This is a genomic window from Isoptericola maris, assembly GCF_048065335.1.
GTDB lineage: Bacteria > Actinomycetota > Actinomycetes > Actinomycetales > Cellulomonadaceae > Isoptericola > Isoptericola rhizosphaerae.
This window is the reverse complement of record NZ_JBLUNY010000001.1, coordinates 338,495-361,432: the sequence shown is the minus strand read 5'-3', so window position 1 is coordinate 361,432 and position 22,938 is coordinate 338,495. Positions and strand designations below refer to the sequence as shown.

General features: G+C 72.4%; 21 protein-coding genes. 16 read left to right on the top strand and 5 right to left on the bottom strand.

What is annotated here, in order from left to right:
• Window positions 1-133: 133 nt before the first annotated feature.
• Both ACH5HR_RS01750 and ACH5HR_RS01745 read right to left on the bottom strand, forming a co-directional pair.
• On the bottom strand, window positions 134-1,681 hold the full coding sequence (locus ACH5HR_RS01750; protein ID WP_402371708.1) for a DUF349 domain-containing protein: 1,548 nt from the start codon (window positions 1,679-1,681) through the stop codon (window positions 134-136).
• Entirely contained in the window at window positions 1,678-2,466 is a 789-nt protein-coding gene (locus ACH5HR_RS01745) for a peptidylprolyl isomerase (protein WP_402371710.1), read from the bottom strand. The genes ACH5HR_RS01750 and ACH5HR_RS01745 overlap by 4 nt, the downstream gene beginning before the upstream one ends.
• A gap of 152 nt (window positions 2,467-2,618) precedes the next feature.
• Between ACH5HR_RS01745 and ACH5HR_RS01740 the strand changes: the two genes are divergently transcribed.
• From ACH5HR_RS01740 to ACH5HR_RS01725, 4 genes are all read left to right on the top strand, one after another.
• Entirely contained in the window at window positions 2,619-3,347 is a 729-nt protein-coding gene (locus ACH5HR_RS01740; protein ID WP_416475927.1) for an MBL fold metallo-hydrolase, read from the top strand.
• 54 nt (window positions 3,348-3,401) lie between these two features.
• The gene (gene hisS, locus ACH5HR_RS01735) at window positions 3,402-4,757 is read left to right on the top strand and encodes a histidine--tRNA ligase (protein WP_416475925.1); all 1,356 of its coding nucleotides are present in this window, start codon (window positions 3,402-3,404) and stop codon (window positions 4,755-4,757) included.
• 161 nt (window positions 4,758-4,918) lie between these two features.
• The gene (locus ACH5HR_RS01730; protein ID WP_416475923.1) at window positions 4,919-5,503 is read left to right on the top strand and encodes a hypothetical protein; all 585 of its coding nucleotides are present in this window, start codon (window positions 4,919-4,921) and stop codon (window positions 5,501-5,503) included.
• Entirely contained in the window at window positions 5,500-7,101 is a 1,602-nt protein-coding gene (locus ACH5HR_RS01725; RefSeq protein WP_416475922.1) for an Rv2578c family radical SAM protein, read from the top strand. Before ACH5HR_RS01730 ends, ACH5HR_RS01725 begins: the two co-directional genes overlap by 4 nt.
• A 65-nt stretch (window positions 7,102-7,166) precedes the next feature.
• On the opposite strand, the gene ACH5HR_RS01720 is transcribed toward ACH5HR_RS01725, so the two are convergent.
• Window positions 7,167-7,526, bottom strand: coding sequence for a DoxX family protein (locus tag ACH5HR_RS01720; protein ID WP_416475920.1), 360 nt, complete (start codon window positions 7,524-7,526; stop codon window positions 7,167-7,169).
• 53 nt (window positions 7,527-7,579) lie between these two features.
• Window positions 7,580-8,053, bottom strand: coding sequence for a PPOX class F420-dependent oxidoreductase (locus tag ACH5HR_RS01715; RefSeq protein ID WP_402371723.1), 474 nt, complete (start codon window positions 8,051-8,053; stop codon window positions 7,580-7,582).
• 123 nt (window positions 8,054-8,176) lie between these two features.
• Between ACH5HR_RS01715 and aspS the strand changes: the two genes are divergently transcribed.
• Entirely contained in the window at window positions 8,177-9,967 is a 1,791-nt protein-coding gene (gene aspS / locus ACH5HR_RS01710) for an aspartate--tRNA ligase (RefSeq protein ID WP_416475918.1), read from the top strand.
• A gap of 9 nt (window positions 9,968-9,976) precedes the next feature.
• Here aspS and ACH5HR_RS01705 read toward each other — a convergent pair whose 3' ends face one another.
• Entirely contained in the window at window positions 9,977-11,428 is a 1,452-nt protein-coding gene (locus tag ACH5HR_RS01705; protein ID WP_416475916.1) for an FAD-dependent monooxygenase, read from the bottom strand.
• A gap of 119 nt (window positions 11,429-11,547) precedes the next feature.
• Between ACH5HR_RS01705 and ACH5HR_RS01700 the strand changes: the two genes are divergently transcribed.
• The 11 genes from ACH5HR_RS01700 (at window position 11,548) to aroB (ending at window position 22,925) form a co-directional block, all read left to right on the top strand.
• Window positions 11,548-12,954, top strand: a complete 1,407-nt coding sequence (locus ACH5HR_RS01700) for a replication-associated recombination protein A (protein WP_402371727.1) — start codon at window positions 11,548-11,550, stop codon at window positions 12,952-12,954.
• Window positions 12,955-13,106: 152 nt separating this feature from the next.
• The gene (gene rpsD / locus ACH5HR_RS01695) at window positions 13,107-13,733 is read left to right on the top strand and encodes a 30S ribosomal protein S4 (protein ID WP_402371728.1); all 627 of its coding nucleotides are present in this window, start codon (window positions 13,107-13,109) and stop codon (window positions 13,731-13,733) included.
• Between the two features lie 100 nt (window positions 13,734-13,833).
• Entirely contained in the window at window positions 13,834-14,217 is a 384-nt protein-coding gene (locus ACH5HR_RS01690) for a DUF948 domain-containing protein (RefSeq protein ID WP_416475914.1), read from the top strand.
• Entirely contained in the window at window positions 14,214-14,600 is a 387-nt protein-coding gene (locus tag ACH5HR_RS01685) for a hypothetical protein (RefSeq protein ID WP_402371731.1), read from the top strand. Before ACH5HR_RS01690 ends, ACH5HR_RS01685 begins: the two co-directional genes overlap by 4 nt.
• Window positions 14,601-14,682: 82 nt before the next feature.
• A complete protein-coding gene (alaS, locus tag ACH5HR_RS01680; RefSeq protein WP_402371732.1) occupies window positions 14,683-17,394 on the top strand; it encodes an alanine--tRNA ligase in 2,712 nt (903 codons plus the stop codon).
• Window positions 17,395-17,419: 25 nt separating this feature from the next.
• Window positions 17,420-17,887, top strand: a complete 468-nt coding sequence (ruvX, locus tag ACH5HR_RS01675; RefSeq protein ID WP_402371733.1) for a Holliday junction resolvase RuvX — start codon at window positions 17,420-17,422, stop codon at window positions 17,885-17,887.
• A 45-nt stretch (window positions 17,888-17,932) separates the two neighbouring features.
• A complete protein-coding gene (gene mltG / locus ACH5HR_RS01670; protein WP_416475911.1) occupies window positions 17,933-19,084 on the top strand; it encodes an endolytic transglycosylase MltG in 1,152 nt (383 codons plus the stop codon).
• 2 nt (window positions 19,085-19,086) lie between these two features.
• On the top strand, window positions 19,087-19,968 hold the full coding sequence (locus ACH5HR_RS01665; RefSeq protein WP_416475910.1) for a shikimate dehydrogenase: 882 nt from the start codon (window positions 19,087-19,089) through the stop codon (window positions 19,966-19,968).
• A gap of 76 nt (window positions 19,969-20,044) precedes the next feature.
• Window positions 20,045-21,262, top strand: coding sequence for a chorismate synthase (aroC, locus tag ACH5HR_RS01660; RefSeq protein ID WP_416475908.1), 1,218 nt, complete (start codon window positions 20,045-20,047; stop codon window positions 21,260-21,262).
• Window positions 21,259-21,786 carry a shikimate kinase gene (locus ACH5HR_RS01655; RefSeq protein ID WP_402371740.1) on the top strand — a complete coding sequence of 176 codons (528 nt, stop codon included), beginning with the start codon at window positions 21,259-21,261 and terminating at the stop codon, window positions 21,784-21,786. Before aroC ends, ACH5HR_RS01655 begins: the two co-directional genes overlap by 4 nt.
• Window positions 21,783-22,925: a 3-dehydroquinate synthase gene (gene aroB / locus ACH5HR_RS01650; RefSeq protein ID WP_416475906.1), complete on the top strand. Its 1,143-nt coding sequence runs from the start codon at window positions 21,783-21,785 to the stop codon at window positions 22,923-22,925. The genes ACH5HR_RS01655 and aroB overlap by 4 nt, the downstream gene beginning before the upstream one ends.
• The last annotated feature ends 13 nt before the right edge of the window (window positions 22,926-22,938 follow it).

The following is a 22,938-nucleotide window of genomic DNA, read 5'->3' as shown; positions in this document are numbered from 1 at the left end:
GGGGGGCCCCGGCCCCCCCCGCCCCCCCGGGGCGGCCGCGGGGCGCGCCGCGCGGTGCGAACGTATCGCACCGTGCTCCTCGCCCGTCGGGCCGTCGTGGTGGTCTGTGGACGACGGCGCCGCCCACCCGGTGTCAGCCTCGGGAGTCCTCGGCGGCCTGGACGACCTGCTCGAGCCACGAGCGGCGAGCCGCGATCGCCGTCTCGAGCTCCTCCACCGCGCGTCCGTCGCCCGACTCCCGGGCAGCTGCGAGCTCCGCCTCGAGTCCGGCGATGGCCTCCTCGAGCTGAGCCGCCGCACCCTCGGCGCGCGCCTGCGTCTCGGGGTTGGTGCGCTTCCAGCGGGCGTCGTCGGCCTCGCGCACCGCGCTCTCGACGGCGCGCAGACGGCCCTCCACCCGCTGGATGTCGCCACGCGGCACCTTGCCGGCGTCCTCCCACCGGTCCTGGAGGTCCCGCAGAGCCGCCTTCGCGGCCGCCAGGTCGGTGACCGGCAGGAGCGCCTCCGCCTCGACGAGCAGCTGCTCCTTGACCTTCAGGTTCTCGCCGTACTCGGCGTCGATCGCGGCGTTCGCCTCGTCCCGCGCCCCGAAAAAGGTGTCCTGTGCCGCCCGGAACCGCGCCCAGAGGGCGTCGTCGTCCTTGCGGTTGGCGCGCCCGGCCGCCTTCCACTGCGCCATGAGGTCGCGGTAGGCGCCCGCCGTCGCGCCCCAGTCGGTCGAGTGCTGCAGCGCCTCTGCGTCGGCCACCAGCGCCTCCTTGGTGGCCTTCGCGGCGGTGTTGCGCTGCTCGAGCTCGGCGAAGAAGTGGCGACGTTCCCGGTCGAACGCGGTGCGCGCGTGGCTGAACCGCTTCCACAGCGCCTCCTCGCTGGGCCGGTCGATGCGCGGGCCGTGCCGCTGGGCGTCCTTCCACTGGTCCAGCAGGCCGCGCAGCTCCTCGCCGGCCGGTCGCCACTGCATCTTCGCCGGGTCGGTGCTCGCGATCTTCTCGGCGGCCTCGACGATGGCGGTCCGCGCCTCCACGGCACGGTCCTTGGCCGCGGCACGCTCGGCGTCGAGCTGCTTGCGCCGTTCTGCGGCGCGGTCCCGCAGCCCGGCAACGCGCGCCCGCAACGCGTCGAGGTCTCCGACGGCGGCCGGCTCGGCGGTCTCCTCGGTGAGCTTGGACAGCGTCTGGTCGATCTCGCGGACAGAGAGGTCCGCGCTGTCGAGCCGGGTGTCGAACAGCGCCACCTTGGCCACGAGGTCGAGATACCTGCGCACGTACAGGCTCAGCGCCTCGTCGGTCGAGACCCCGGGGTACTGGCCGACGCTGCGCTCGCCGGCGGTCTCGCGCACGTACACGGTGCCGTCGTCGTCCACGCGGCCGAAGCCTGCGGCGGACGCCTCCTCGGCGGCGTCGTGGACGACGGGCGCCACCGGCGTGGTCGGTGCGGCGGCCGCCGGGACGGCGGAAGGCTTGGGGCGGCGCAGAGCCGACGGCTTGGGCGCGGCGGGTCGGGGTGCGCCAGGCTTGGGCGCCGCCGGTCCGGGCGCGGGCGCGGCGGGGCGCGGGGCGGCCGGCTCGTCGACGCGGTCCTCGCCCGCGGGTGCTTCGCTGGGAGGAGTCTCGGCCTGCGCCTGCTCGGCGGAGTCCTCGACGTGGTCGGGGCCGTTCGAGCCGGGGATGCTCTCGCTCACTGGGTCTCAACTCCTTCGATGATGACGGGGCTCGCCGGGGAGCCGTCAGCGGCTCCGTCGGTCGTGCCCGCGTCAGCGACTGCCTGGACCGTGTCCAGGCCGGACGTCACGGTGCCGAACACCGTGTACCCGCCGGCGGCGTCGGACGGGATGGTGGATTCCTCGTAGACGAGGAAGAACTGTGAACCCATGGACTCCGCGTCGCCACCGCGGCGAGCCATCGCCACCGTGCCCGCCGGGTAGACGTCGTCGTCGGGCGCGTTCTCGACCGGGCCGTACGAGTACCCGGGGCCTCCGGAACCGCTGGCCGTCGGGTCCCCGCACTGCAGCACGTGGATCCCCTGGGTGACCAGGCGGTGGCACGCGGTGGCGTCGAAGTAGCCCTGCTCGGCCAGGGAGACGAAGCTCGCGACCGTCTGAGGAGCGCGTTCGCCGTCCAGCTCGAGGGCGACGGTCTCGGTGGCTCCGTCGACGCACAGGTCGAGCGAGACCTCCCAGGTGCGTCCCTCGGCGGCATCGGGTCCGGGAAGCTCGCCGCCGTCGCGCGCGTCGGTCGAGACGGCGGAGCACGCCGCAGAGCCCTCGGTGGCGTCGGACGTGGCGCCGTCGGCCTGCGAGCCGGACATGCCTGCGACGACCGCACCGCCGGCGACCAGCGCGAAGACGGCGAGGATCGCGACGAGCACGCCGACCCGACGACGGCGCTCCCGCTTCTCGCGCTGCCGATCCTCCCACTTCGCCTGACGCTTCCGGGCGTACTCGCGCTCGCGCTTGCTGGGCGCCACCGTCGCTCGTCCCCTCTCGATCCGTGCTCGCACGCGGAACCGTGCGCGTGCGACAGTCTAGGGCTCGCCGCGCTGGTCAACCGCCCGAGCACCGCGACCAGGAGTGCGCGGCGCCCTCGTGCCCCCTGTCGAGGGGCCGTTACGGTAGCGCCATGGACGTGCACGTGGTCGTCGCCCCTGTCTTCGGCACCAACTGCTGTGTGGTGGTCGCCGACGTCGAACGCGCGGACGGTCGACGCGACTGCGTCGTGGTCGACGCGGGCGCCGGGACCGCCGACGGTGTGGCTCGCGTCGTCGACGAGCACGGGCTGGTGCCCCGGGCGGTGCTCGCCACGCACGGCCACGTGGACCACACGTGGGACGCGGCGGACGTCTGCGACAGGTACGGCGTCCCGCTGCGGCTGCACGCGGCCGACGTCTACCGGATCTCCGACCCGTTCGGCACGATCGGGCTCGGGGGGCAGCTGGACGCCCCCGCCGGCGCCGTCAGCGACGCGCTGACCCAGGCGCTCGCAGACTTCGGCTGCACGCCGCGCGACTACCGCACGCCGTCCGAGGTCCAGGGCTTCGACGGCGCATCCGTCGAGCTGCAGGCCGGCGACGTGCGGCTTCGCGCGGTGCACGCCCCCGGGCACACCGAGGGGTCCACGCTGTACCTCGTGCCGGGGGCGGACCGGACGGGCCTGGTGCTCAGCGGTGACGTGCTGTTCGCCGGGGGAGTCGGGCGCACCGACCTGCCCGGGGCGGACGTCGACGCGATGCTCGCCACCCTGCGGGGCGTCGTCGCCGGCCTGGACCCGGAGCTGGGTGTCGTGCCCGGCCACGGGCCGACGACGACCGTGCGACACGAGCTGGCGACGAACCCGTTCCTCGGGGGCTGAGCCACCGGGCGGGCGGTGTCCGCACCCTGCGGCCGGATCTGGGAAGATCGCCCCATGGCTCGCATCACGCCCCTCTCCGGCTTCCCCGAATGGCTCCCTGACGGTCGCGTCGTGGAGCAGCACGTCCTGGACGTGCTGCGCCGCACGTTCGAGCTCCACGGGTTCGCCGGCATCGAGACGCGTGCGGTCGAGCCGCTGGACCAGCTCCTGCGCAAGGGCGAGACCTCCAAGGAGGTCTACGTCCTCGACCGGCTGCAGGCCGAGGACACCGCTTCGCGGTCGTCCGAGAAGCAGCTCGGGCTGCACTTCGACCTGACGGTGCCGTTCGCGCGCTACGTGCTGGAGAACGCCGGCCGGTTGGCCTTCCCGTTCAAGCGCTTCCAGATCCAGAAGGTCTGGCGTGGTGAGCGTCCCCAGGACGGCCGGTTCCGCGAGTTCGCGCAGGCCGACATCGACGTCGTGGGAGCAGGCGAGCTGCCGTACCACTACGAGGTCGAGCTGCCGCTGGTCATGGCCGAGGCGCTCGGCGCCCTGCGTGACGTCGGGGTCCCCGAGGTGCGCGTGCTGGTCAACAACCGCAAGGTGGCCGAGGGCTTCTACCGCGGGCTGGGGATCGAGGACGTCGAGGGCGTGCTGCGCCAGATCGACAAGCTGGACAAGATCGGTCCGGAGCGTGTCGCGGAGCTGCTCGTGGCCGAGCAGGGTGCCAGCCCGCAGCAGGCCGGAGCGTGCCTGGACCTCGCCGCCATCAGCGGCACCGACGTCGGGGTGGTCGACCGTGTCCGTGCCCTCGCCGACGAGCACGGAGCACGGACCGAGCTCCTGGAGACCGGCCTGGAGGAGCTCTCGGCGCTGATCGTGGCGGCGTCGACGCGCGCGCCCGGTGTCGTCGTGGCCGACCTGAAGATCGCCCGCGGTCTGGACTACTACACAGGCTCGGTCTACGAGACGCTCCTGGTCGGCCACGAGGAGCTCGGCTCGATCTGCTCCGGTGGCCGGTACGACACGCTCGCCTCGGACGGCAAGAACACCTATCCCGGCGTGGGGCTGTCGATCGGCGTCTCGCGCCTCGTCTCGAGGCTGCTGTCGGCGGGGCTGCTGTCGGCCACGCGAGGAGTCCCGACGGCCGTCCTTGTCGCGGTCTCGGACGAGGAGTCACGCGCGGCCTCCGACGCGGTGGCCGCGGCGCTGCGAGCGCGCGGCATCCCGACGGACGTGGCGCCGTCGGCGGCGAAGTTCGGCAAGCAGATCAAGTACGCCGACCGCCGCGGCATCCCGTTCGTCTGGTTCCCCGGCGACGAGCACCAGGTCAAGGACATCCGCTCGGGTGAGCAGGTCGAGGCCGACCCGGCGGCGTGGGAGCCTCCCGCGGCCGACCTGTGGCCGCGCGTGGTGCCCGCCGCCGGGTGAGCGAGCGCCGTCCCGGGGACCGACGATTACGGCGGTACCTCGACCCTGATCGGTGGGTCCCCGGTTCGCGGCCGCGCGAACCCTGAGCCGTCCCTGAGTTCACCCCTGATTCTTGCGCTGACCTGGCCCGATGTGACCGATGCTGACATATCGTCCGTCGCGTGAACGTCTACGTCGTCCTGTCGCGCAGCACCACCGTCCTGTCCCGAGCGATCCGGTTGGCCACCGGCGCCGAGTTCACGCATGCTGCGCTCGCGCTGGACCCGGGCCTCGAGCACATGTTCAGTTTCGGCCGCCGCCGCGCGGGCAACCCGTTCGTCGGGTGCTTCAAGCGGGAGCGGCTCGACGACGAGCTGTATCGGCGCATGCCGGTGCTGCCGGGCGCGGTGATCGAGGTCCCGGCCACGCCGCGGCAGCGCGTCGCGGTCGAAGCGAGCATCGCGCGGTTCACCGTGGACAGCGACGCGTACTCCTACAACCACGCCGGGCTGCTCGGGCAGGGCTCCGAGGACAGCACGCGGTTCGTGTGCTCGGAGTTCGTCTACCACGTCCTGCGTGACGCAGGTGTCTGCGACCTGGGGATGCCGCGCTGGAAGGTCAGCCCCCAGACGCTGCTCCGTGTGCCGGGCGACGTGGTCTTCCGCGGGGACCTCAAGGGGTACCGTCCGGGCCCGACGCCGCACGCACCCGCGATGGCCACCGCGCCGTTGACCTCCGATAGAACTCGTGTTCGAATAGCGGCGTGAGATGGGACGCGCAATCGGTCACCGCCGACGACGGCGCCCTGCCCGGGCTGGACCGGACCGACCTGGCCCGTGCGGGCCTGGTGCGCAGCGTGCGTACGCCGGAGTTCGCCGGGATCACATTCCACGAGGTGCTGGCCAAGAGCGCGCTGTCCAAGGTTCCGGCGGCGTCCCGCATGCCGTTCGGCTGGACGGTCAACCCGTACCGGGGATGCAGTCATGCGTGCCGCTACTGTCTGGATCCGGAGACGCTGGTCCTCCTGGCCGACGGCCGGCAGAAGCCGATCCGTGACGTCATGGTCGGCGACCAGATCGTGGGTACCGAGCCGGACGGCGAGGGCAGGCGCTACGTCACGACGCAGGTGCTCGCGAGATGGCCGACCGTGAGGACGGCGTACCGGGTCGTCCTTGCCGACGGGACCGAGCTGGTCGCCAGTGGAGAACACCGGTTCCTTGCGCGCGGTGACGGGTGGAAGCACGTCGCGAGGCAGCGGCCCGGTGGGGCGCAGCGACCGTCCCTGACGCAGGGCGACCACCTGATGGGATGCGGCGGCCGCCGTCCTCGGGGTGCCGCGACGCCTGCGTCCGCGCGGCCGCTGGAGGTCGTCGGCGACACCGTCACGTCGTGGGCCGGCCTGCGGGTGGTCAGCGTCGAGAATCTCGGGTTCGAGCAGGAGATGGTCGACATCACGACCGGCACCGGTGACTTCGTCGCCAACGGTGTGATCAGCCACAACTGCTTCGCCCGCCCGACGCACGAGTACCTCGACCTGGACGCCGGCAAGGACTTCGACTCCGAGGTCGTGGTCAAGACGAACGTCGACGACGTGCTGCGCGCCGAGCTGGCCAGACCCTCGTGGCGGCGTGAGGCGGTCGCGCTCGGGACCAACACCGACCCGTACCAACGTGCCGAGGGGCGCTACCGGTTGATGCCGGGCATCATCACGGCGCTCGCGGACTCGGGCACGCCGTTCTCGATCCTCACCAAGGGCACGCTCCTGCGCCGTGACCTGTCTCTGATCGCCGACGCGGCCGAGCGGGTCGAGGTGGGCCTCGGCGTCTCGCTGGCGTTCGTCGACGAAGAGCTCCAGCAGGCGGTCGAACCGGGGACGCCGACGCCCCGGGCCCGGCTCGACCTCGTCCGCGCGGTGCGCGACGCCGGACTGCCGTGCGGCGTCATGGTGGCGCCCGTCCTGCCCTGGCTCACCGACTCCACCGACCATCTGCGACGCCTGCTGGACGCCGTGGCCGACGCCGGCGCGACCGGCGTCACGGTCGTCCCGCTGCACCTCAAGCCGGGGACGCGCGAGTGGTACCTCGAGTGGCTCGCCCAGGACCACCCGCACCTGGTGGCCGGGTACGAACGGGTCTTCACGCGGGGGACGTACGCACTGAAGGGCTACCGCGAGTGGCTGTGGGACCGGGTCCGTCCCCTGCTCGACGAGCGCGGGTTCGGCCGGTCCGGGCACCGATCAGGGTCCGGTGCCACCGGCCGGCACGGCGAGCTCCGTCCGCACGACGAGGGCGACTATCCCGCCGGGTCGATGGTCGAGGCACCCGCGCGATGGGCCGGCGCGGGTGTCGAGCAGGTGCTCTTCTGAACGGTCCAGCGCACGTCCGCGCTGGCGCGTCCAGCCTGCCCGCCCGCCGACGGCAGTCGGCGCCGTCACCGGATGAACGAGAACCACAGGACGAAGAGGCACAGGAGCAGCATCCCGGTGGCGTTGACGAAGAAGTTGCGGCCGAGATCGCGTGCCCGGACGTGGAAGGTCATCGCGACGACGAAGTAGGCCACCAGTGCGACCGACGTGACGGAGCCGAGCATCGGGATCCGGAGACCGGCGACCAGCCCGAGGGCTGCGGCACCCTTGACCCACGGCGTGACCCACCACCACCGCTCCGGGAAGTTCACGTCGCGGAAGCACTGCGCGATGAACGCTGCCGGCCTGACGCACATGACGGCGTCGACGGCCGTGACGAGTGCCAGCACCAGCACCGGCCACGTCGGATCAGGAATCCACCGCATGAGCCGAGGTTACGACGGGCACAGCACCCCGTGCACCGATGGTGACGAGCGCCTCAGTCGTCGTCGGCCAGCCGCGCGGGGAACCCGCCGGTCGCGATCGGACCCCACCGTTCGATGGTGATCCGCACCACCGACTTGCCCTGCGTGACCATCGCGGCGCGGTACTCGTCCCAGTCCGGGTGCTCGGTGCCCGCCGCTGCCCGGTAGTACTCGACCAGCGGTTCGACGGACTCCGGGAGGTCGAGCACCTCCGCGATGCCGTCCACCTGCACCCAGGCGTCGTTGAAGTCCTCGCCCTGGGACATGAAGGACGCCTGCGGGCGCTTGCGCAGGTTCGCCACCTTCGCGCGTTCCGGGTACGTCGAGACCACGACCCGCCCGGCGGGGTCGACGCCGTAGGTGACCGGGCTCAGTTGAGGACGGCCGTCGCCACGGGTCGTCACGAGCACACCGTTGCGGCGCGCCCGCAGGAAGTCGACGAGGTCCTCGCGGGACACGGTGGTGCTGGTCGCGATCTGGCGGGCCATGGGAATCTCCTCGCGGTGGCGGTGCGGTGCCCCAGTAGGATGGCACGGGCGTCGCGCGCGCCCACGCCGGGACGCCGTGAGGCTCCGGCGGCCGACAACGATCCCGTTCGAAAGGACCACTTCGTGCTCCGCACCCACACGGCCGGCTCACTGCGGGCCGAGCACATCGGCCAGACCGTCACCCTCACGGGCTGGGTCGATCGCCGCCGGGACCACGGAGGAGTGGCCTTCATCGACCTGCGCGACGCCTCCGGCATCGCCCAGGTCGTCATCCGTGACGAGTCGGTGGCGCACCCGCTGCGCGCCGAGTTCGTGCTGCAGGTCACCGGCGAGGTGTCCCGCCGTCCCGAGGGCAACGCGAACGAGAACCTCGCCACGGGTGAGGTCGAGGTCATCGCCACCGAGGTCGTGGTGCTGAACGAGTCCGCGCCGCTGCCGTTCCAGGTCTCGACGGCGCTGGCCGAGACCGAGCAGATCGGCGAGGAGGCCCGGCTCGCGCACCGCTACCTGGACATGCGCCGACCCGGACCTGCCGCGGCGCTGCGGCTGCGCTCGCAGGTCAACCAGGCTGCCCGCCGGGTCCTGGACGGTCACGAGTTCATCGAGGTCGAGACGCCGACGCTGACGCGATCCACGCCGGAGGGTGCCCGCGACTTCCTGGTCCCGGCCCGCCTCTCGCCCGGCTCCTGGTACGCGCTGCCGCAGTCGCCGCAGCTGTTCAAGCAGCTCCTCATGGTCGGCGGTGTCGAGCGCTACTACCAGATCGCCCGCTGCTACCGCGACGAGGACTTCCGTGCCGACCGCCAGCCGGAGTTCACCCAGCTCGACGTCGAGATGAGCTTCGTCGACCAGGACGACGTCATCGCGCTGACCGAGGAGCTCCTCGTCGCGCTGTGGAAGCTCGTCGACGTCCAGGTGCCCACCCCGATCGAGCGGATCACCTACGCCGAGGCGATGCGGCTGTACGGCACCGACAAGCCGGACCTGCGGTTCGCCAACCCGCTCGTCGAGCTCACCGACTACTTCGCCGAGACGCCGTTCCGCGTGTTCCAGAACGAGTACGTCGGCGCCGTCGTGATGCCCGGCGGCGCGTCGCAGCCGCGGCGCCAGTTCGACGCCTGGCAGGACTGGGCGAAGCAGCGCGGCGCTCGCGGTCTGGCCTACGTGACGTTCGCCGAGGACGGCACGCTCGGCGGCCCGGTCGCGAAGAACCTCTCCGACGCCGAGCGGGCCGGCCTCGCCGACGCCACCGGCGCGCGGCCCGGCGACGCCGTGTTCTTCGCCGCCGGCAGGACGGCGGACTCCCGCGCACTGCTCGGCGCGGCCCGGGTGGAGATCGCCGAGCGGACGGGGCAGATCGACGACGACGCCTGGGCGTTCGTGTGGGTCGTCGACGCCCCGCTGTTCAAGCCCACCGGGGAGGCTGCCGCCGAGGGGGACGTGGCGCTGGGCGACTCCGCCTGGACGGCGGTGCACCACGCGTTCACCTCGCCGAAGCCGGAGTGGCTCGACCGCTTCGAGTCGGACCCGGGGGAGGCGCTGGCCTACGCCTACGACATCGTCTGCAACGGCAACGAGATCGGCGGTGGATCGATCCGTATCCATCAGCGTGACGTGCAGGAGCGGGTCTTCGACGTCATGGGCATCGGCCCGGCGGAGGCGCAGGAGAAGTTCGGGTTCCTCCTGGACGCGTTCAAGTTCGGCGCGCCGCCGCACGGCGGGATCGCCTTCGGCTGGGACCGGATCGTGGCGCTGCTGACGAGGTCGCCGTCGATCCGCGACGTCATCGCCTTCCCGAAGTCGGGCGGCGGCTACGACCCGCTGACCAAGGCGCCGGCGCCGATCTCGGCGGAGCAGCGCAAGGAGGCCGGCGTGGACGCGGAGCCGGAGACGACGGGCCGGCCGGAGGCCTGACCTGCCGGCTCACCCGGGCACGACCGCGGCCAGGTAGCCGTCGGGACGGACCAGCAGCGTGCTGCGGTGCTGGTCCGCCCGACGGACGACCACGCGGTCCGCGGTCGAGACCTCGCCGGCCACGGCCGGCGGGTCCGAGGACGTCACGGCCGGGCCGGCAGCGGCCGACGGCGGTCGGACGAGGACGAAGCGGCCCTCGCGCAGCGCCTCGGCGAGCCGGTCGCCGTGCTCACCGGGGACCAGCGGGAGGTCCGGCACGCGGTGCCCGACGGATCGGTGCGCACCGGCGGGCGGTGGATAGGCGACGCCGATCGCCGAGATCATCAGCACCGCTCGCCGTCGGACCGGTGTCACGTGGGACACCACGGCCGTCAGCAGGCGGCGCGCCCAGGCCACCGCGCGACCGGGGCGGGTGGCCAGCCGCAGGATCGTCCCGCTGGCCCGCAGCACCTGCCGGCCCACCGGATAGCGCTCCGTCTCGTAGGAGTCGAGCAGGGACTCGTCTGCCCCGTGGTGCACCGCGGCCAGCTTCCACGCCAGGTTCGCGGCGTCCTGCAGGCCGGTGTTCATACCGAGCCCACCGGCCGGGCTGTGGGCGTGCGCGGCGTCACCCGCGAGGAAGACCCGACCCGCGCGATAGGTCGTGGCCTGCCGCTCGTCGGCGGCGAACCGGGACGCGTAGCGCACCTCGTGCATGCCGTGGTCGTCGCCCAGGGTGGCGCGTGCGAGATCCCGGATCTCGTCCAGGTCGACCGGCTCGTCGGGGTCGCGTTCGCCGGACCAGCCGATGAACCGGTGCCAGCCGTCGCCGAACGGGACGAGGAACCCGAGGGCGTCGTCGCGGGCGGAGACCGTCAGCGTGTCGGACGGCGGCCGCGCGAGCCGGACGTCGCTGATCACCATCGAGCGGATCACGGTCTCGCCGGGGAAATCGACACCGACGGCCTGCCGCACGGTGGACCGCACGCCGTCCGTCCCCACCAGGTGGTCGGCGCGGAAGGTCGTGGCCCCCTCGGGGGTCGTCGCCCGGACCGTGACCGCGTCAGCGTCCTGGGCGATGCCTGTGACCTCGGTGTCGTGGCGGACGTGCACGCCGAGCTCGTCCAGGCGACGGCGCAGCAGGCGCTCCACCTCGTACTGCGGGGTGACCAGGACGAACGGGAACCTGCCGGGCAGGTCGTCCAGGTTCAGCCGGAGCCGGTCGAACAGCCGGAGGTCGCGCACGGTGCGACCGGTGCGGACCAGGTCGTCGGCGAGTCCGCGGGCGTCGAGCAGCTCGAGGGAGCGGGCGTGCACCGCGAAGGCTCGGGACAGGTTGCTGAGCGCCGCAGAGCGCTTCTCGAGGAGCACGACCTCGGTGCCGGCGGCGGCCAGGTCGCCCGCGAGCAGGAGCCCGGTGGGTCCGGCACCGACGACGATGACGCGGGTCTGCATGGGAGCCCCCTCGAACGACGACGTCATGTCGAGTGTCGGCCATCGACCGCGGCCGACGCCAGACGTCGGTGCGATCCCGAGGCCGGCGCAGGCTGTCCCCGTGCGGCGTGCCCGCGGGTGTGGGTGGTCCTCCGTAGGCTGGGGGCATGGACCTGTTCGACTCCGCGATCACCGGTCAGCACGGCACCCCGGTGACCACGCGGCCGGGTCCGGGTGCACCGCTCGCGGTCCGCATGCGCCCGTCCACGCTCGACGAGGTGACGGGCCAGTCCCACCTGCTCGTGCCTGGTTCGCCGCTGCGCCGGCTGGTCGAGCCTGCCGACGACTCGGCGCGCCGCGCCGCTCCGGGCTCCGTGATCCTGTGGGGACCGCCGGGAGTGGGTAAGACGACCCTCGGCTACCTGGTGGCCACCAGCTCCGGGCGCCGTTTCGTGGAGCTCTCCGCCGTGACCGCGGGCGTCAAGGACGTCCGGCAGGTCATCGAGGACGCCCGCCGCCGGCTGGCCACGGGTGGCGAGGAGACGGTCCTCTTCATCGACGAGGTGCACCGGTTCTCCAAGACCCAGCAGGACGCCCTGCTGCCCAGCGTCGAGAACCGTTGGGTGACGCTCGTGGCGGCCACCACCGAGAACCCGTCGTTCTCCGTCAACTCGCCGCTGCTGAGCAGGTCGCTCCTGCTGACCCTCAAGCCGCTCACCGCTGAGGACGTGCGCACGCTGGTCCGCCGCGCCGTGGCGGACGACCGAGGGCTGGGCGCCGCCGTGGTGCTCACCGACGACGCCGAGGATCAGCTCGTGCGGATGGCCGGCGGGGACGCCCGCAAGGCGCTGACCGTCCTCGAGGCCGCGGCCGGCGCGGTGCTGAGCGACGCCCCGGCCGACGGCGACACGGGGCGGGGCGACGCGGTCGTGGTCGATCTCGCCGCGGTCGAGCGCGCCGTCGACGTCGCGGCCGTGCGCTACGACCGCGACGGCGACCAGCACTACGACGTGATCTCCGCGTTCATCAAGTCGATCCGCGGGTCCGACGTCGACGCCGCCCTGCACTACCTGGCCCGGATGGTCGCGGCGGGGGAGGACCCGCGGTTCATCGCCAGGCGTCTCGTGATCTCGGCCGCGGAGGACGTCGGCATGGCGGACCCGTCCGCACTGCAGACGGCGGTGGCGGCAGCGCAGGCCGTGCAGCTCATCGGGATGCCCGAGGGTCGGATCGTGCTCGCCGAGGCCGTGGTGCACCTGGCGTCGGCGCCCAAGTCGAACCGGGCGTACGCCGGGATCGGAGCGGCCCTGGAGGACGTGCGCGCGGGCCGGGTCGGTGTCGTGCCGGCGCACCTGCGGGACTCGCACTACGCCGGTGCCGAGTCGGTCGGGCACGGGAAGGGTTACGTCTACTCCCACGACCAGCCGCACGGCGTCGCCGCCCAGCAGTACCTGCCCGACGAGCTCGTGGGACGGCGCTACTACGAACCGACCGATCGGGGGTACGAACGGCAGATCTCGGAGCGTCTGGAGCGGATCCGTGGGCTGCTCTCCGGCGGGGAGAGCGTGAGGTAGCATGGTGGGGTTGCCCTCACGGCGACCACCTGGGACCTCGGCCCTGCGAGCACCTCGCTCCGACGGCTGGTCCCGCACCCGACACCCTCGGCTCACGCCGCAGGACGCCTCGGGTGTGACCTCACCATCCAACGACAGGACAGGAAGCAACTGTGACTGCTGTCACCAAGTCGCGCCGCCAGGTGCGCCTCAGCCGCAAGCTCGGCATCCCGCTGACCCCGAAGGCCGTCAAGCACTTCGAGAAGCGCCCCTACCCCCCGGGCGAGCACGGCCGTGCTCGCCGCCGCACCGAGTCGGACTACGCGGTGCGGCTCCGGGAGAAGCAGCGTCTGCGCGCGCAGTACGCGCTCCGCGAGAAGCAGCTGCTCAAGGTCTACGAGGTCGCCCGCAAGAACCCCGGCCTGACCGGTGAGGTCATGGTCGAGGACCTCGAGACCCGCCTGGACGCGCTCGTCCTGCGCAGCGGCTTCGCCCGCACGATCCTGCAGGCCCGCCAGGCGGTCACGCACCGCCACATCCTCGTCGACGGCAAGATCGTGGACCGCCCGTCGTTCCGCGTGAAGCCGGGCCAGACCCTTCAGGTCAAGCCCAAGTCGCAGACCACGACGCCGTTCCAGGTCGCTGCCGCCGGCGCGCACCGCGACGTCCTGCCGCAGCTCCCGGGCTACCTGGACGTCAGCCTGGAGAAGCTGTCGGCCACGCTGACGCGCGCCCCGAAGCGTGCCGAGGTCCCCGTGACGTGCGAGGTCCAGCTGGTCGTCGAGTTCTACGCCCGCTGACACCACCAGCATGCCGGCCGGACGCCCCGCCCCCCTCAGGGAGCGGGGCGTCCGTCGTTCTCGGATAGGGTGGCCCAGCACCCGATCGAGGAGATGACAGATGTCCGCTGGGGACGTGGCAGGGCTGGTCGCCGCCTTCGCGTTCGTGCTGCTCGTCGGCTTCCTGGCCGTCCCGCTCGTGAAGCTGGGCAGAGCCTTCGACGAGACCTCGCGATCCATCCGCGAGCTGACCGAGCACTCCGTGCCGATCCTGGACGAGGCGGCCACCACGGTCGCGTCGACCAACGAGCAGCTGGTCAAGGTCGACACGATCACGACGTCCGCGGCGGAGGTGAGCGAGAACGTCTCGGCGCTCGCCGGTCTGTACGCATCGACCCTGGGACGCCCGCTGATCAAGGTGGCGGCGTTCTCCTACGGCGTACGGCAGGCGTTCGGCAAGGCGTGGCGGAGGCAGTCCTCCGACGACGGCGGTGACGTGCGGTGATCCGCCGCCTGTTCTGGGTGGGTGTCGGCGTCACGATCACGGTCGTCGCCGTCCGTCAGGGACGCCGGGTCGTCGCGCGGTACACCCCGGAGGCCGTCGCCGACCGCGCCTCGGAGCTCGGCCGGACGGCGTCTCGCCGTACCGGCACGTTCCTGTCGTCGTTCCGGACCGAGTTCGGTGCGGCCCGCGACGCGCGCGAGGCGGAGCTCGTGGCGGCACTGCTGGCGGATGGCCAGGTGCACCCGGACGAGGTGCGTGCCGCGCGCCAGGGGGCACACGGGCGCCACGCGGCCCGTGACGCGTCGCCGTCGTCGGCTGCCGCGACCGCCGACCCGGAGGCCGAGATCGCGGCCGACGAGGACGAGCTCGGTTATTCGTTCTGAGCCCTGCCCGCCTCGGGGGATAATCCTGGCAGGGCCTGCCCGACCGTCGTCGGGCACCAACGACCACATCACGAAGGACATCATGCGTACCGCCGAGATCCGCAAGCGTTGGCTCGACTACTTCGAGTCGAAGGGGCACGAGATCGTGCCGAGCGTCCCCCTGGTCTCGCCGGACCCCACGATCCTCTTCACGATCGCCGGCATGGTGCCCTTCATCCCCTACATCCTCGGGACCGAGACCCCTCCGTGGCCGCGTGCCGCGAGCGTGCAGAAGTGCCTGCGCACCAACGACATCGAGAACGTGGGCCACACGACGCGGCACGGCACGTTCTTCCAGATGAACGGCAACTTCTCGTTCGGCGACTACTTCAAGCGCGAGGCGGTGGACTTCGCGTGGGAATTGCTGACCTCCGAGCAGGCGGCCGGTGGCTACGGCCTCGACGGTGACCGGCTGTGGGTCACGATCTGGGAGAAGGACGACGAGGCCTACGACGCCCTGACCAAGGGTGTCGGGATCGACCCGCGGCACATCGTGCGCCTGCCGCGCGAGGAGAACTTCTGGGACACCGGGCAGCCGGGTCCGGCCGGCCCCTGCGCGGAGTGGCACTACGACCGTGGCCCGGCCTACGGACCCGAGGCCGTGGGCGGCAACGTGGACCCGGGCGGCGACCGCTACCTGGAGCTCTGGAACCTCGTCTTCGACCAGTTCGTGCGCGGTGAGGGCCAGGGCAAGGACTACCCGCTGCTCGGCGAGCTCGAGCACAAGAGCATCGACACGGGCGCGGGCCTCGAGCGGATCGCCTACCTGCTGCAGGGCAAGGAGAACCTCTACGAGATCGACGAGGTCTACCCCGTCATCGCGACCGTGGAGGAGCTGTCGGGCAAGAGGTACAACGCTGCGGACACCCCGGAGGCTCGTCTGGACGACGTCCGGATGCGCGTCGTGGCTGACCACGTGCGCTCGGCGCTCATGGTCATCGGGGACGGCGTGAGCCCGTCCAACGAGGGGCGGGGGTACGTGCTGCGGCGGCTGATCCGGCGTGCGGTGCGCTCCGTGCGGCTCCTCGGCGTCGAGGACCAGGCGCTCCCCGCGCTGCTGCCCGTGTCGAAGGACGCGATGAAGGCCTCCTACCCCGAGCTCGAGACCGACTTCGCGCGGATCAGCGACGTGGCGTACGGCGAGGAGGACGCCTTCCGGCGCACCTTGGCCTCGGGGACGACGATCCTCGACACCGCGGTCTCGCGGGCCAAGCAGGAGTCCGACGGCGGCCCCGCCGTGCTGGGCGGTGGCGAGGCGTTCCGCCTGCACGACACCTACGGGTTCCCGATCGACCTGACGCTCGAGATGGCCGCCGAGCAGGGCGTCCAGGTGGACGAGAAGGCCTTCCGCTCGTTGATGGCCGAGCAGAAGCAGCGTGCTCGGGCCGACGCCCTGGCGAAGAAGACCGGGCACGCCGACTTGCGTGCCTACGAAGGGCTGCAGAAGGCCCTGGCCGCGCCGGTCGAGTTCCTGGGATACACCGACGTCCAGGCGGCGGTGCAGGTCGAGGGGCTCCTCGTGGACGGCGTCCCGGAGCCGACGGCCACCGCGCCCGCGGACGTGGAGGTCGTGCTGGACCGTACCCCCTTCTACGCCGAGGCCGGCGGTCAGCTCGCCGACCAGGGGACGATCGCGCTGGACTCCGGCGCGATCGTCGAGGTCGACGACGTCCAGCGCCCGGTGGCGGGCCTGTCGGTGCATCGGGGCCGCCTGGTCGAGGGGACGGTGACCCTGGGCGACCCGGGTACCGCGACGATCGACACGGAGCGCCGCGTGGCGATCAGCCGTGCGCACTCGGCGACGCACATGATCCACAAGGCGCTGCACGAGATGGTCGGCCCGGACCGGACGCAGGCGGGCTCGGAGAACGCGCCGAGCCGGATCCGGTTCGACTTCCGTTCGCCGTCGTCCGTGCCGTCGTCGGTGCTCTCCGAGATCGAGCAGCGGGTCAACACCCGGCTCACGGAGAACCTCGAGGTGACGGACGCGACGATGTCGCTGTCCGCCGCCCGGGAGCTGGGCGCGATGGCGCTGTTCGGAGAGAAGTACGGCGACGACGTGCGGGTCGTCTCGATCGGTGGCGACTGGTCACGCGAGCTGTGCGGTGGCACCCACGTGCGTGCCACCGGAGAGCTCGGGCGCGTGGCGCTGCTGGGCGAGTCCTCGATCGGGTCCGGGGTGCGCCGGGTGGACGCGCTGGTGGGCGACGGCGCCTACGGCTTCCACGCCAAGGAGCACGCCCTGGTCGGTCAGCTCACCGGCATGCTCAACGCGCGCCCCGACGAGCTGACGGAACGTGTCGGCTCGCTGGTCGCGCGCCTCAAGGAGACGGAGAAGGAGCTTGCCGCGATGCGGCAGGGACAGCTCCTGGCCGCGGCGGGCGCGCTGGCCTCCGACGCGCCGCGGTTCGGCGAGGTCCGGGTGGTGGCGCACGACGCCGGCACGGTCGGTACCGCGGACGACCTGCGGGCGCTCGCGCTCGACGTGCGCGGCCGGCTCGGTGACGCGGACCCGGCAGTGGTGGCCGTGGCGGGCGTCGCGGCCGACCGCCCGCTGGTGGTGGTCGCGACGAACGCCGGTGCCCGCGACGCCGGGTTGCGTGCCGGTGACTTCGTCAAGGCCGCGGCGAAGACCCTCGGCGGCGGCGGCGGCGGCAAGCCGGACCTCGCGCAGGGGGGTGGCTCGGACGCTTCCGCCGTGCCGGCGGCCCTCGAGGGCGTGTCGGCTGCGGTGCGCGAGGCCGTCGGTGCCTGATCTTCCCCGCGGAGCCCGGCTCGGTGTGGATGTCGGCAAGGCCCGCATCGGCCTGGCCGGCTCCGATCCCGACGGTCTGATCGCCACCCCGGTGGAGACGGTCCCGCGCGTGCTGAAGGTGCCGACGACAGCGGATGGTGGCTCGGCTGTCACCCCCGACATCGCCCGGATCGCGCACGAGGTGTCCGAGAGGTTCGCGGCGGTCGTCTACGTCGGGCTCCCGCGGCACCTGTCCGGTCACGAGGGTGCGGCGACGGCGGACGCCCGAGGCTTCGCCGCGCGACTCGCCCGCGCGATCGATCCTGTCCCCGTCCACCTGGTGGATGAGAGAATGACCACGGTGACGGCTCACGCCCACCTGCGGGCGGCAGGAAAGAAAACTTCCCAGCACAGACCCGTGATTGATCAGGCCGCAGCCGTTATCATTCTGCAACATGCACTCGATGTGGAGCGGACCACGGCGGACCGGGCTGGCGAGCACGTCGATGCGTGAGCGACAGGTGACCACTGCACGGACGACCCGAAGGATGATTCCGGCGTGACGGACCTCTTCGAGCCCTCGACGGCACAGCGCCCGACGGCACCCCCGTCGCGGGCCCGCTCCTCCGCGAGCAAGCGTGCCGCACGCAAGCGCAGGCGCCGTCGCCAGCAGCGCACCGCCGTCATCATGGTGGTCCTGCTCGGCCTCCTGGGAGCCGGCGGCTACATCTTCTGGGACCGGCTCAGCAGCTCGCTGGACGGCTTCGACCTGGCGCTGTTCAACGGTGCGCCGGAGGACTACGAGGGTCCTGGCGCGGACCCGGTGCAAGTCGTCATCCCCGAGGGGGCGACCGGGTCGCAGATGGGACAGGTGCTCGCCGAGGCGGACGTCGTCGCCAGCGTCGGCGCCTTCAACGACGCCTTCGAGTCGGCGCCGGGCGCCGCGGGTATCCAACCGGGCACCTACGAGCTCCACACGCAGATGAGCGCCTCGGGTGCCGTCGAGGCCCTGTTGACGAACGAGAAGGTCGAGACCGAGGTCACGATCCCCGAGGGTTACACCGTCGAGCAGGTTGTCGACCGCGTCGCGTCGATCACGGAGTTCTCGCGCGAGGCGATCGAGGAGGCGCTGGCCGACCCGAAGGCCATCGGGCTGCCCAAGGCGGCCGACGGCAACGCCGAGGGCTGGCTGTTCCCCAAGACCTACAACGTGCAGCCCGACGACGAGGTCACCGACCTGCTGTCGACGATGATCGACCAGACCAAGGCCGAGCTGGACTCGCTGGGGGTCGACAAGGGTGACCGGCAGGACGTGCTGACCAAGGCGTCCATCGTCGAGAAGGAAGCACCTGACGGATACCGGGGTGAGGTAGCGCGAGTGATCGAGAACCGCCTCGACCGAGGGTCACCGCTTGGCATGGACGCCGTCGACGCCTACGGACGCCAGAAGCCCGCGGACCAGATCACCGTGTCGGAGTTCAACGACAGCGACTTTCCCTACGCATCTCGTCAGCAGGTCGGTCTTCCGCCGACGCCGATCAGCAATCCTGGCGTGGCTTCGGTCGAGGCGGTCATCGATCCGCCCGAAGGTGGTTGGATTTGGTACGTCACCGTGAACTTGAACACTGGCGAGACGAAGTTCACGGACAACTATTCCGAGTTCGAGCAGTTCAAGTCCGAGTATCAAGCCTGGCAGGCGGAGAACAACTGACGATGACCGCGACCCGACGCGCGGCCGTCATCGGCCACCCCGTGGGCCACTCCCTGTCCCCGGTGTTGCACACCGCCGCCTACGACGCCCTCGGTCTGGAAGGTTGGGAGTACACGGCCGTCGACACGACGGTCGAGCGCCTGCCGGACGTCGTGCAGAAACTCGACCTCAGCTGGGCGGGCCTCAGCGTGACCATGCCGCTCAAGCACGCCGTGATGGACATGGTCGACCACGTCGACCCGCTGGCTCGGGCGGTCGGTGCCGTCAACACCGTCCTGATCGGCCCGTCGCAGGGCGGCATCACGCTGACCGGGACCAACACGGACGTCCACGGGCTCGTCGAGGCGATCCGTGAGGGGCTGGCAGAGCGGCACGGCACCCGGCGTACGCCGGTGCGCGACGCCGTCGTGCTCGGTGGGGGAGCGACCGCCGCCTCGACGCTGGCCGCGCTCGGCGAGCTCGGCTGCACCACCCCGCTCGTGCTCGTGCGCAGCCTGGCCCGGGCCTCCGGGCTGCAGGAGGCGGCGGAGCGCATGGGTGTCACGCCCCGTTTCGAGGTGCTCGAGCCCGTCGCCGCGCCGGCAGCCCTGGCCCGCGCCGACGTCGTCGTCGCCACCATGCCCGCGCACGCCGCCGACCCCGTGGCGGACACGTTGCGCCGGCGCGGCGACCGCCCGGCCGGCGTGCTGCTGGACGTCGTCTACGATCCGCGACCCACCGCGCTCTCACAGGCATGGGCCGCGCCCGGCGGGACCGTCGTCGGCGGCGAGCGCATGCTGCTGCACCAGGCCGTCGAGCAGGTCCGCCTCATGACCGGCCGTCCCGGCCCTGTGGCCGCGATGGACGCTGCCCTGCAGGGCGCGCTGACCGCCGAGGCCGCCTGACGGGACCGTCCGGCGCGACGTCCGGCATCCGGCCACGCGTCCCGGAGCCCGGGACGGGCGTGAAAGAATCGCGACCATGCTGCGCTGGTTGACCTCGGGAGAGTCGCACGGTCAGGCCCTGGTGGGAGTGATGGAGGGTCTGCCCGCGGGGGTGGAGCTCGTCACCTCCGACATCCAGGACGCTCTGGCCCGCCGCCGCCTCGGCTACGGCCGTGGCGCGCGGATGAAGTTCGAGCAGGACGCCGTGCGCGTCCTGGGCGGCCTGCGCCACGGCGTCACGCAGGGCGGCCCGCTCGCGATCGAGGTGGGCAACACCGAGTGGCCCAAGTGGGTCGAGGTGATGTCCGCCGACCCGGTCCCGCCGGAGGCGCTCAAGGTCGACGCCGGTACCGGTGATGAGCGCGAGATCGCCCGCAACCGTCCGCTGACCCGCCCCCGTCCCGGTCACGCCGATCTGGTGGGCATGCGCAAGTACGGGTTCGACGACGCCCGCCCCGTGCTGGAGCGCGCCAGCGCCCGCGAGACGGCCACGCGGGTGGCGCTCGGCGTGGCTGCGGCGAAGTTCCTGGAGCAGGCGCTCGGCGTCCGCCTGGTCAGCCACGTGACGTCCATCGGTCCCGTCGAGGTCCCCGAGGACGCCGACCTGCCGACGCCCGAGGACGTCGCGGCGCTCGACGCCGACCCGGTGCGCTGCTTCCATGCCGCGACGAGCGAGGCGATGGTCGCGGAGATCGACGCGTGCCGCAAGGACGGTGACACGCTCGGCGGGGTCGTGGAGGTGCTCGCCTACGGCGTACCCACCGGGCTCGGGACCTACGCCCACTCCGACCGCCGTCTCGACGCGCGCCTGGCCGCCACGCTCATGGGCATCCAGGCGATCAAGGGTGTCGCGGTCGGTGACGGGTTCCGGACGGCGCAGCGTCGCGGCTCGGCGGCGCACGACGAGATCGAGCGCGACGCCGACGGCCGGATCCGGCGTCGCTCCAACCGGGCGGGCGGCATCGAGGGCGGCATGTCCAACGGCGAGGTGGTGCGCGTCTCGGCGGCCATGAAGCCGATCTCCACCGTGCCGCGTGCCCTGGCCACCGTCGACGTCGCCACCGGCGAGGCCGTGACGGCCCACCACCAGCGCTCGGACGTCTGCGCCGTGCCGCCGGCCGCCGTCGTCGCCGAGGCGATGGTGGCGCTCGAGCTGGCGCAGGCCGCGCTGGAGAAGTTCGGCGGCGACTCGGTGGCCGAGGTCCGGCGCAACGCCGAGGCCTACCTCGCGTCCATCCCGGAGCTGCTGCGATGACGGAGGCACAGCCACGCCTGGTCCTGATCGGCCCGCCCGGCAGTGGCAAGACAACGGTCGGCACCATTCTCGCCCGGCGGCTGTCCACGGGGTTCCGGGACACCGACGCCGACGTCGAGGAGCAGGCGGGCAAGAGTGTCGCGGACATCTTCGTCGAGGATGGCGAGCCGCACTTCCGCGCGCTGGAACGCGAGGCCGTCACGACGGCGCTCGCCATGCACCCGGGCGTGCTGGCTCTCGGCGGTGGCGCGGTGATGGACTCCCACACCCAGAGCGCGCTGGCCGGCTACGCGGCGGGCGGCGGCGTCGTCGTCTTCCTGGACGTGTCGCTCGCCCAGGCTGCTCCGCGCGTGGGGTTCAACCAGGCCCGGCCGCTCCTCGTCGGCAACCCCCGGGCGCGGTGGGCCGAGCTCATGGAGGCCCGCCGCCCCACCTATGAACGGCTGGCCACGCTGCGCGTGCACTCGGACGGGCGCTCAGCGCACGAGATGGCCGAGACGATCCACCAGGAGGTACAGGCATGACGGTCCGCGTGACGGTGAACGGCGACAGGCCCTACGACGTCGTGGTCGGACGGCACCTCCTCGGGGAGCTTCCCGGACTCCTGGGCCCGGACGTGCGCCGGGTGCTGGTCATGCACCCCGCCTCGCTGGAGGCCACCGGGGAGGCGGTCCGCGAGGACCTGGTCGCCCAGGGCTACGAGGCGTTCGCCGCGGAGCTGCCCGACGCCGAGGAGCAGAAGACGGCGCAGGTGGCCGCGTTCTGCTGGCAGGTCATGGGACAGGCCGACTTCACGCGTTCCGACGCGATCGTGGCGGTGGGCGGCGGCGCGACGACGGACCTTGCCGGGTTCGTGGCGGCCACCTGGCTGCGCGGCATCACGGTGGTGCACGTGCCGACCACGCTGCTCGCCATGGTCGACGCCGCGGTGGGCGGCAAGACCGGGATCAACACGGCCGAGGGCAAGAACCTCGTGGGCGCCTTCCACCCGCCGGCCGGCGTGCTGTGCGACCTGGCAGCCCTGGAGTCGCTCGACCGCTGGGACCTGGTAGCCGGCCTGGCCGAGGTGATCAAGACCGGCTTCATCGCCGACGAGCGCATCCTGGAGCTGGTCGCCGAGCACGCTGACGGACTGCGGGAGTGGGCGGGCGCCGACGCGACCGAGGAGACCTGGGCCGTGCTGACCGAGCTCATCGAGCGCTCGGTGCGGGTCAAGGCCCGGGTGGTGTCCGAGGACCTCACCGAGCAGGGGCTGCGGGAGATCCTCAACTACGGCCACACGCTCGGGCACGCGATCGAGCTGGTCGAGCGCTACCAGCTGCGGCACGGCGCCGCCGTGGCCGTCGGCATGGTCTTCGCGGCCGAGCTCGGCCGGCTCGGTGGCAAGCTGGACGACGCCGTCGTCGAGCGGCACCGGGAGATCCTCACCACCGTCGGCCTGCCCACCACCTACCGCGGAGACCGCTGGGACCAGCTCCTCGCGGCGATGCGCCGCGACAAGAAGGCCCGCGGCGACCTGCTGCGCTTCGTCGTCCTGGACGACGTCGGCCGACCGGTCCGCCTCGAGGGGCCGGACCCGACGGTGCTCGCCGCCGCCTACGCGGAGATCTCGAAGGAGCCGCCGTCGGGCAACACGGGGGTCCCGGTCCAGCTCGGCGCCTGACCCGTGCGCGGCG